The sequence below is a fragment of the Paenibacillus sp. KS1 genome (genome assembly GCF_001680695.1).
GTDB lineage: Bacteria > Bacillota > Bacilli > Paenibacillales > Paenibacillaceae > Paenibacillus_B > Paenibacillus_B suaedae.
Map to the genome: position 1 here is coordinate 1 of NZ_MAIS01000138.1, position 9,343 is coordinate 9,343.

At 48.7% G+C, this 9,343-nt stretch carries 8 protein-coding genes; 4 read left to right on the forward strand and 4 right to left on the reverse strand.

Annotated elements, in window-relative coordinates; translation table 11 throughout:
• Positions 1–41 precede the first annotated feature (41 nt).
• Positions 42–815: a Cof-type HAD-IIB family hydrolase gene (locus BBG47_RS26310; protein ID WP_083189624.1), complete on the reverse strand. Its 774-nt coding sequence runs from the start codon at positions 813–815 to the stop codon at positions 42–44.
• A gap of 243 nt (positions 816–1,058) precedes the next feature.
• On the opposite strand from BBG47_RS26310, the gene BBG47_RS26315 reads away from it, so the two are divergent.
• The gene (locus BBG47_RS26315) at positions 1,059–2,048 is read left to right on the forward strand and encodes a LacI family DNA-binding transcriptional regulator (RefSeq protein ID WP_065294208.1); all 990 of its coding nucleotides are present in this window, start codon (positions 1,059–1,061) and stop codon (positions 2,046–2,048) included.
• Positions 2,049–2,191: 143 nt separating this feature from the next.
• On the opposite strand, the gene BBG47_RS26320 is transcribed toward BBG47_RS26315, so the two are convergent.
• The 3 genes from BBG47_RS26320 to BBG47_RS26330 form a co-directional block, all read right to left on the reverse strand.
• Positions 2,192–3,403 carry an MFS transporter gene (locus BBG47_RS26320; RefSeq protein WP_065294209.1) on the reverse strand — a complete coding sequence of 404 codons (1,212 nt, stop codon included), beginning with the start codon at positions 3,401–3,403 and terminating at the stop codon, positions 2,192–2,194.
• A gap of 119 nt (positions 3,404–3,522) precedes the next feature.
• Entirely contained in the window at positions 3,523–4,212 is a 690-nt protein-coding gene (locus BBG47_RS26325) for a Ger(x)C family spore germination C-terminal domain-containing protein (protein ID WP_065294210.1), read from the reverse strand.
• Between the two features lie 75 nt (positions 4,213–4,287).
• Positions 4,288–5,178, reverse strand: a complete 891-nt coding sequence (locus BBG47_RS26330; RefSeq protein WP_175400647.1) for a spore germination protein — start codon at positions 5,176–5,178, stop codon at positions 4,288–4,290.
• A 413-nt stretch (positions 5,179–5,591) separates the two neighbouring features.
• Here BBG47_RS26330 and hemE point away from each other — a divergent pair, with 413 nt between their 5' ends.
• From hemE to hemG, 3 genes are read left to right on the forward strand one after another with little or no spacing between them, the layout of a single operon-like run.
• Positions 5,592–6,641 (forward strand): uroporphyrinogen decarboxylase, encoded by a 1,050-nt coding sequence (gene hemE, locus BBG47_RS26335; RefSeq protein ID WP_065294212.1) that lies wholly within the window; start codon positions 5,592–5,594, stop codon positions 6,639–6,641.
• A gap of 32 nt (positions 6,642–6,673) precedes the next feature.
• Positions 6,674–7,618, forward strand: coding sequence for a ferrochelatase (gene hemH, locus BBG47_RS26340; RefSeq protein ID WP_065294213.1), 945 nt, complete (start codon positions 6,674–6,676; stop codon positions 7,616–7,618).
• 26 nt (positions 7,619–7,644) lie between these two features.
• Positions 7,645–9,123, forward strand: coding sequence for a protoporphyrinogen oxidase (hemG, locus tag BBG47_RS26345; protein WP_065294214.1), 1,479 nt, complete (start codon positions 7,645–7,647; stop codon positions 9,121–9,123).
• The last annotated feature ends 220 nt before the right edge of the window (positions 9,124–9,343 follow it).

Genomic DNA, 9,343 nt, shown 5'->3' on the forward strand with positions numbered 1-9,343 from the left:
ACCCCTCCGGCATGCATGCCGGAGGGGTGTTTATTTATGTGCTAAATGAGACCAATTGCTTGCAGACCATTTCGAATTCCGTCTTCATTATTTGAGGATGTCACATAATTAGCATGCATCTGAATATCATCGGATGCGTTCCCCATCGCCACACCAGTGCCAACGAATTGTAGCATTTCAATATCGTTCGTGCCGTCGCCAAAAGCATAGCAATGCTCCCGAGAAAATCCGGCATGCTCGATCATCTTTTGCAGCCCAACAGCTTTTGTTGTATCGGCATGTAGAAAGTCTACTGCGTTGGTGCCCCAGCGATGCTGCTGATAATCAGGGAAGTGTGCGGCGTATTCCATTCCATCCTGCTCATTGCAGAATAGTAAGATTTGATAAACGGGCTTATTCGAATCACTGACCTGCCGAACTGGCAGTCGCTCAATTTGGAACTGCTTCAGTGCCTCGATAAATGTATTCTGCATCATGGACTTCTGCATGGCATCTGCCTGCAAGTAGACGAGAGGATGGTTGCGCTCGTCAGCCATTGTAGTTAAGCGGTCAACTTCAGCAGCTGGAATCGGATTATCATGGATAACTTGTCCTTCAAAGACGACATACTGTCCGTTCATGGACACGAAGGAATGGATATTGAGCTCCTCACATACCCACTTGAAGGATGCTGGACAGCGTCCGGTTGCAATCGCTGTATATATGCCGGACTGCTGGAGCTGCGTGATAGCCTGCTTCGTAGAAGGATCGATCCGCTTCTGTTCATTCAATAATGTTCCGTCTATGTCAAAAAATACGATGCTTCTTGTCATCATTTATCTCTCCTTCTTCATGCTGCTCGGCTGCGAGCCGTTCTGCCGTAACGCCCTCTTGCATGAGATGAAGCAATGCTGTACGTGCTTCATCTCATGCATCGGTTACGCCAGCAGATAACGGCTACAGCTATAACGTAACAGATGAAATGCATTTCATAGCAAGCTTTTTTTACTTTTTTTCAGACAACGGTTACCATGCGTTATAATAAAGAGTGCGATGGATGAATGAGGGGGATTACGTATATGGCGAATATTAAGCAGATTGCGGAGCTATCGGGGGTATCCGTCACCACGGTATCCCGTGTATTGAACAATCATCCCTATGTGAGTCAGGAGAAGCGTGAGGCCGTCATGCAGGTGGTCGAGCAGCTTGATTACAGTCAAAATTTCAATGCGGTTCATCTAGTCAAAGGGAGAACACAGATGATTGGCATCCTCCTTCCGTGCATGGATATGCCTTTCTTCTCCAGTTTCATGACGGGATTGGCAGATGAAGCGCTGAAACATAAATATAACCTCGTATTTTTTCAAACGGATTATAACGAGGAAGAAGAGCTGCGCGCGCTTCATATGTTGAAGCGTAGACAAATTGACGGACTGATTATTGTATCGAAGGATTTATCATGGGATACGATTGAGGATTACGCACACAATGGGCCGATTGTGTCGTTAGAGCATGCTGGCAATCGCCCGATCACCTCGATCAGCTTCGATTACTATGGAAGCTACAGCTATGCCATGCGCTATCTAATCGATAAAGGTCATCGACATATCGGGATATCAGTCTGTAGGGAGTATAGCTACAATAGTTCAATCCGCTTGCAGGCCTATATGGATGCCCTGCGGGAGATTGGTGTAACTCCCCATGAGGATTGGATGTTCTATCGAAGCAGTAACATACAGCATGGAGCTGAGGTGCTTCAGAGGTGGATTGCCATGGATAATCGTCCGACCGCTATTATTGCTTCTGGCGATGAAGTTGCGGCTGGGATTATATTGGAGGGACGGAAGCGGGACATCTATGTACCGGAACATCTGTCCCTGATAAGCTGTGAGAACTTCCCTATGGCGGCAGTAATCGGCGTAACTTCGATTGATTATCGCAACGAAGAGGCTGGTGCTGCCATGTTCAAGGCTTGCTATACCCGCATAATGCAGCCAGAAGCGATGCCAGAGCAGCATATTATGCGTTTTGATTTCGTAGAGCGAAGCTCGGTGGCGAGTCTAATATAGAACAAGACCCAGGGCATCCCTGGGTCTTGTTGGCGATATTCTCGTTATGTCTGAAGCCTATTGAGGTAACTGGCATGCTGCTGTGACCTATTCTTGAGCTGCTTATGAACTACTATTCAAATGGAACACGTGCTTCGCTAACACTACGGACGGACTTGTGCACGTGTACTGCCGTACAACGAGAAGCGAGTCCACACAGTATTGATAAGCAATAACGCTCCCGACATAATAAAGATCCCCTCTATCCCGATCACGCCGGAGACCAGTCCTCCGACGATTGGCCCAACCATATTGCCTAGTGCCAGTGTGCTGCTGTTGAAGCTGTAAGCTCGGCTTTCCATTCCGTCTGGCGTATATTTGCGAATAAGCGAGTTGACGGAAGGGAGAAGACCTCCCATAAATATGCCAAGCACGAATCGTACGGCAGCAAGCTGCCATACTTGATTGACGAATGCCTGAGGGATTAAGGAGCAGGCTGCACCAATAAGACAGACGGTCAAGATGCGATGCGACCCGATCCTATCACTAAGCTTCCCGAGTATCGGCGAGCATATCATATTGGATAGCCCGGTAACCGCACTGACAATGCCCGCGAGCAGCGCAAGATCTTTCTGTGACCCATGCAGCTCTTGTACATAGAGCGGAAGCAGCGACATGGGGCTGAGCATTGCAAATTGAAGTAGGAAGGTTACAGCCAATAACGACTTCAATTGCGGGATGCGAGCCAATTCCTTGAAGCCCTCGAGTACAGACTTTTCGGCTGCGTCGTTTGCCTTCTCGCGGTCGAATGATTCCTTCACCATGAACATCGTCAGCAAGGTCGCGAGGAAGAGCAAGGTGCCTGTAATGTAGAAGATAGGGCGATATCCGACCCAATCGGCTAGAACGCCGCCAATCAGTGGACCCAAGATAGATCCGGCAACGACGCCGGATTGAAGCACACCCATCGCGAAGCCCATTCGTTCCTTCGGTGTCGTTGACGATACGAGGGCAACGGCGGCAGGGTTGAACCCGGAAATGGTTCCGTTCAGCATGCGCAGCAGCAGGAGGTGCCAAGGTGTCTGCGCTAGCCCCATTAACGCGGTTACTGCCGCCATTCCGAATCCAGAGCGGAGCAGCATTACTTTACGACCGTACTTGTCGGCAAATTTCCCCCAGATTGGCTGGAAGATGAATGAAGTGAAGAAGTTCGCAGCAAATATAAAACCCGACCAGAGTGCGATTTGATGGGTATCGGTTAGCCCGATATCATGCTGCAAATATAAAGCGAGAAACGGTGTTACCATGGTCATTCCCGCCATGGCAAGAAATGAACCGAACCATAAAATGATGAGATTTAGTTTCCATTGCTGCATATATCCTGTTCACCACTTTCTTAGGTCACGGTCCGTCCGATGTGCCAGCAACTGGTATCAGTATACCATATTGTACTATAACAATGTTGTCATATTGAAAGGTGTCGTGCCGATCAATCTTACACCTCGTTAATTTTCGTGAAACTCACTGTGCACCGTATGTTGGATTTCGCAAATCGCTCCGGCCATTCTTCCCCTTTATAAGCGGGGTACCCGATTTTATTGCGCACATGCATGCCTACTCCGAGGCAATCTGTCCGATTCTCCTGCAGAAAGTGAATGACTTGCTCATACTTGCGCTGAAGCTCTTTGGCAATGTTTGTTGAAGTGCCGACTTTATTGTTGCCGAGCTCGTTCAATGAAGAGGTGGTGGCTCCTTTGATACTAAGCACGATTTCCACCTCCGGATGGGGATCTGTTCGAAGGACTCGCATTTCCCTTCTGACTTGAGCGTTCTCAATAATGAGCGGCTGGGTGGTGTTAAGATGCTTCTCAGCGATATACAGTGGGGCAGTCATCCGGTTATGACGCATAGTGAGCATGAAGTTGACATCCTCCTCAGGTATGGTTGCGACCCAATTTCCATTACGGAATAATGCCATTCCATGAATAGATACATTATTATTATCGAACCTCGCAATCGAACAGATAGGCTCAATTCCGTCATCCAGATCATCTCGGATAAAGTTGAAGAGCGAGGACAAGGTTAAATTTTTGTTTTTGTGAAGCTTCATCAGCAATTGATATAGTGGCAGGTTCAGCTCTTCCTTCGGTGCTTGGAGGATAGAGTTCGCCTTGCCCCGTACCATGAGCAGGTTAGAAGTGAGCGGGAACTTCGAATCATAGACGAGATGTCGAATGGCATTCCATATAGATGAGAATACCTACTCCCCAGGCTTTGCATGTTGGTGACAAGGCTGCGCCTCCGATCTCATCTCATGTTTACTTCCGTCACCCGCCACAACATCAGTTACTGGGTGCGCCACAGATTGCGGCATTAGGGATCGGGTCAAGAACATATAGAAGGGCACTCCATTTAAGCAGATATACTCCCGATTGATACTGCGCAGATGGCATAGGTGCGCAATGAAGACGATGAAGAACACCATCAGCCCGAAGTAGCCAAGAAAGCCGGCTAACAGAATCGCAACAAAGCGCAGCAGGCGCAGTGAGGTCTCCATGGTATAATTCGGCACGATGAAGGAGGACAACGCACCGGCCGCAACAGAGACGATAAGTACATTCCCGGCTAGTCCAGCTTGAACAACGGCTTGTCCAATAACGAGACCGCCTACGATACCGATAGTCTGTCCAATCTTCGTCGGCAGCCGAACTCCTGCCTCTCGAAGCAGCTCGATGACAAATTCCATCAGCAGCGCCTCAATCATCGGGTCAAAGGGAACAGACGAGCGTGAACTAACAATGGTCTTCAGCAACGTAGCCGGAATGAATTGATAGTGATAGGTTGTAACAGCCACATAAAAAGCACTAAACATAATAGAAAGCATGAAGGCAGCTAAACGCAGAAAGCGAATAAAAACGCTGAAATGCCATCTCTCATATGCGTCCCCTGTTGATGCGAAAAATTCCAAGAAACGTGCAGGAGCCGCCAGCACGGAAGGGCTGTTATCAGTAATTAGCGCGATTTTGCCAAGCGATAGACAACTAGCAATTGCATCAGGCCGTTCTGTATCGTACCATTGCGGGAAAAATGAGTACGGCGAATTCTCCAAATGTTTAGCAACTGTATTTCCATCCATCAAGTAGGTGGTCAAAGTAATATAGCGTTACTTCTCCGTCAGCATAAGAACGCATGGTTAAGTCATCGCATTCATGAAACGCGTCATTCAACTGCTGAAGCAAGTCCATAAGTGCTGTCCCTCCTATGTGTCCCTAATCCATGAGCATATGATGTGCAACATTATAAATTTTATGAAGGTAAGGTTGTCTCGAATGTGTCCATGTTCAAATTTGAATACGCAGAATGAATGCAGAGAAGTGGTGGAATATCGGCAAAGGAGGGGCATGTATGATAAAATGTCAAGGTCTGTTCATTTCTGGACGTCGATTGTCAACAGATTGTCATAGCTTCGAGAGATGGTCTGGTTGTGGTCGTTCTGGAAAACGGGCATAATGGAAGCGTCAGGTTGTAACAATTTGCACAATACCGTTCGTTCGGAGGGTATCTATGACTTATAATGATCGTTTTATCCGCGCATGCCGCAAACAATCAGTAGATCGCTTGCCAGTATGGTATATGCGCCAGGCGGGTCGCTATGATCCGGAGTATCGCAAGATTAAGGAGAAGTACAGCTTACTTGAAATATGCCGCCAGCCTGACTTGGCTGCGGAAGTGACGATGATGCCAGTGAAGAAGCTTGGTGTCGATGCCGCTATCCTCTACTCAGACATCATGAATCCAGTCGCATCGATGGGGATTGATTTCGATATTGTAGCGCAGATTGGTCCAGTTATTCATAATCCGATCCGCACTGCTAAGGATGTTGAGCGCTTGAAGCCAGTTGATCCAGAAGGAGATCTTGGGCATATTCTCGAGACAATTCGGATACTGGACGCGGAGCTGAACGTACCGTTGATTACATTTACGGGAGCACCGTTCACGATTGCGAGCTATCTCATTGAGGGACGGCCATCGAAGTCCTATATTCGGACGAAGACGATGATGTATGAAGCGCCGGAAGTATGGTTCGCTCTTATGGACAAGCTGGGCGATATGGTTATTCGCTATATTCGTGCACAGATTGCGAATGGGGGCAAGGCATTCCAGTTATTTGACAGCTGGGTGGGTTCCTTGTCGCCACGTGATTACGTGAGATATGTCCTCCCTGTTATGGAACGGATATATTCTGAATTATCTGATTTGGGTGTGCCAAGCATCTACTTCCCAGGCGTTAGCTCAGGTGAGCTGCTGCCGTATTTGCATGAGCTGAAGGCTGATGTGATCGGATTGGATTGGCGTGTGTCGATTGCAGAAGGTCGCAAGCGCTTGGCTGGCAAATATGCGGTGCAAGGCAATCTTGATCCTTATCTGCTGACCGGTCCGATGGACATTATTCAACGTGAAGCGGCTCATATTATAGACGAAGGCGTGAAGGAGCCAGGTTATATATTCAACCTTGGACACGGACTATTCCCAGAGGCATCGTTAGACAAGCTGAAGCAATTAACGGAATTTGTTCACTCGTACTCGGCTGAAGCCATTGCTTCTCGTAAATAGAACTTGGCAGTAAATCACGATGGAGGTGGCGCATGAGTAAGAGAAGAGTAGGGGTCCTCGTCATGTCTTACGGGACACCACGCAGCATGGAAGAAATCGAACCCTATTACACGCACATCCGGAGGGGAAATCCGCCTTCTGCCGAGCAGCTAACTGAACTGCAAGAGCGCTATGAAGCAATTGTAGGCGGTGTATTTCCACTTCGTGAGCATACGGACCGCCAAGTCGCTGGCTTGCAGCTTGCCTTGGATCGACTCACGAAAGATACAAATGTACAGTATATGTGCTATCAAGGGTTGAAGCATGTTCAGCCTTATATAGAAGACGGCGTAGCGGCAATGGCGCACGACGGTATTACGGAGGCCGTAAGTATTGTTCTGGCTCCGCATTACTCCGTGATGAGTGTCGGCGGCTACAATAAACGTGCTCAGGAAGAGGCGGAAAAGCACGGTATCCGGATGAAATGTGTGAATAGCTATCATCTGCATCCGGAACTTATTGATGCACTTGTGAAGCGAGTGAATGAGCAGCTGGATGCATTCGTACAGGAAGGAGCGGATCGTGAAGCGGTTGAGGTGCTGTTCAGCGCCCATAGCTTACCGGCACGAATACTGGAGATGAACGATCCGTATCCAGATGAATTGAATGCAACAGCTGCAGCTATAGCCAAGCAGTGTGGCTTGAAGGATAGCCAATGGCGCTTTACATGGCAAAGTGCAGGCCAGACTGCAACACCATGGCTTGGCCCTGATATATTAGACACGCTGTCCACTGTTGCGGACGAGGGAACCAAGTGGGTGCTGTCTGCACCGATCGGATTCGTATCCGATCATTTGGAAGTCCTGTATGATTTGGACATTGAAGCGATTCAGAATGCACAGAACTTGCAGCTTGGCTTCAAGCGCATTCGCATGTTGAACGACGATCCACAATTCATGTCGGTATTGGCCGACACGATTATGAAATTGGATCAATAGGGAGCTAGAGAAAGAAGGGGCGTAACATGAACTGTTCGCGGGATCTGGTCATCATCGGCGGGGGAATAACGGGGTTGTCCGCTGCCTACTACGCGGCAAAGAAGGCGGAAGAGAACGGACGAACTCTGAATATAACTATCATTGAGCAAGCAACACGACTTGGAGGCAAGATCGAGACCTTGCGCAAGGATGGATGTGTTATCGAGAAGGGACCGGATTCCTTTCTCGCCCGTAAGATGCCGATGATCGATTTAGCACGCGATCTCGGACTGGAGACGGAGCTTGTAGCTACGAATCCACATGCCAAGAAGACATACATTGTAAGGCGGGGGGTTATGCATCGCATGCCGCCAGGCCTTATTCTTGGAATTCCTACTGAGCTTACTCCATTCGCGAAGACAGGCCTTATTTCTGTCATAGGCAAACTGCGAGCGTTGATGGATTTGTTCAAGAAGCCGCGTATGTCGACTGAGGATGAGTCGCTAGGCTCATTCTTGGAGCGGCGATTAGGTCATGAAGTGATGGAGCACATTGCAGAGCCGCTGCTTGCCGGTATTTATGCAGGTGATATGAGCAAGTTGAGCTTGCAGCAGACGTTCCCGCAATTTGCTGAAGTAGAACGGAAGTATGGTAGTCTTATCAAGGGAATGATGGCAAGCCGGAAGGCTGGACAGAATCTCCCTGGATTGCCGGATGTGGCAAGAGGCTCCACCTTCTTAACGTTCCGCAGCGGACTAACCTCACTTGTTGAGCGCTTGGAGGATGTGCTGCGAGAATTGAAGGTGAATGTTCAATTGGGCGTGAGTGCTGACCGATTCGAGAAGATGGAAGATGGCCGCTATCGCATCCATCTCCATGATGGGAGCCAGATAGAGACGTCCTCAATCGTGGTCACAACACCATCGTACCATGCTTCGACCTTCTTAGAGGGACATGTGGATACATCTGCACTACGGGCGATTGAACATGTATCGGTTGCCAATGTTGTCAGTGTATTCGAACGCAGTGTGGTGAACAAGCCGATGGATGGAACTGGCTTCCTCATCTCACGCAAAGAGAAGCGAGCCATAACGGCTTGCACGTGGACATCGATCAAGTGGCCCCATACTTCAAGAGGGGATAAGCTTATCGTTCGCTGCTACATTGGGCGAGCGGGAGATGAGGAGCGTGTCGACTGGCCGGATGAAGCGCTGAAGCGCACGGTTCGCAATGAATTGCGAGACCTTATGGGAATTACATCCGAGCCGGAGTTCGTAGAGGTTACGAGACTGAAGCACTCGATGCCGCAATATCCGGTAGGACATGTGCAGGCGATTCAGAAGCTGCGCGCGTCAGTTGGAACTCAATTGCCAGGTGTATTTCTTGCGGGTCAACCCTATGAAGGGGTTGGAATGCCAGACTGTATTCACAGCGGGCGAATGGCGGGCGAACAGTCCGTTGCAATCTTAGCTGAGACTGCTTCAGAGAACGGCATGCCGACAGCATGTGCGAGCAGCATGGCCTGAACGCTTGCAGAAGCTTGCAGTTCCTGACATACTGCCATGATAAAATGAGTGCGATATCGTACGTATATAAATAGATCGTGATAATTAGGAGGTCGTGTATGAACACGGCCTCTTTTTTTGTATTGTTCATGCGGTGCAAATTGGTGCAAAAAGATAGATGTCTGCCCATGAGTCTGACTAACATCTGCTGGAACTAGAACTAGAACTAGAACTAGAACTA

What these genes read in the sequence shown, in the direction of transcription:
- hemG (WP_065294214.1), top strand. Translation starts at nt 7,645, where the DNA reads ATGAACTGTTCGCGGGATCTGGTCATCATCGGCGGGGGAATAACGGGG.
- BBG47_RS26315 (WP_065294208.1), top strand. Translation starts at nt 1,059, where the DNA reads ATGGCGAATATTAAGCAGATTGCGGAGCTATCGGGGGTATCCGTCACC.
- BBG47_RS26325 (WP_065294210.1), bottom strand. Translation starts at nt 4,212, where the DNA reads ATGGTACGGGGCAAGGCGAACTCTATCCTCCAAGCACCGAAGGAAGAG.
- hemE (WP_065294212.1), top strand. Translation starts at nt 5,592, where the DNA reads ATGACTTATAATGATCGTTTTATCCGCGCATGCCGCAAACAATCAGTA.
- BBG47_RS26310 (WP_083189624.1), bottom strand. Translation starts at nt 815, where the DNA reads ATGATGACAAGAAGCATCGTATTTTTTGACATAGACGGAACATTATTG.
- BBG47_RS26320 (WP_065294209.1), bottom strand. Translation starts at nt 3,403, where the DNA reads ATGCAGCAATGGAAACTAAATCTCATCATTTTATGGTTCGGTTCATTT.
- hemH (WP_065294213.1), top strand. Translation starts at nt 6,674, where the DNA reads ATGAGTAAGAGAAGAGTAGGGGTCCTCGTCATGTCTTACGGGACACCA.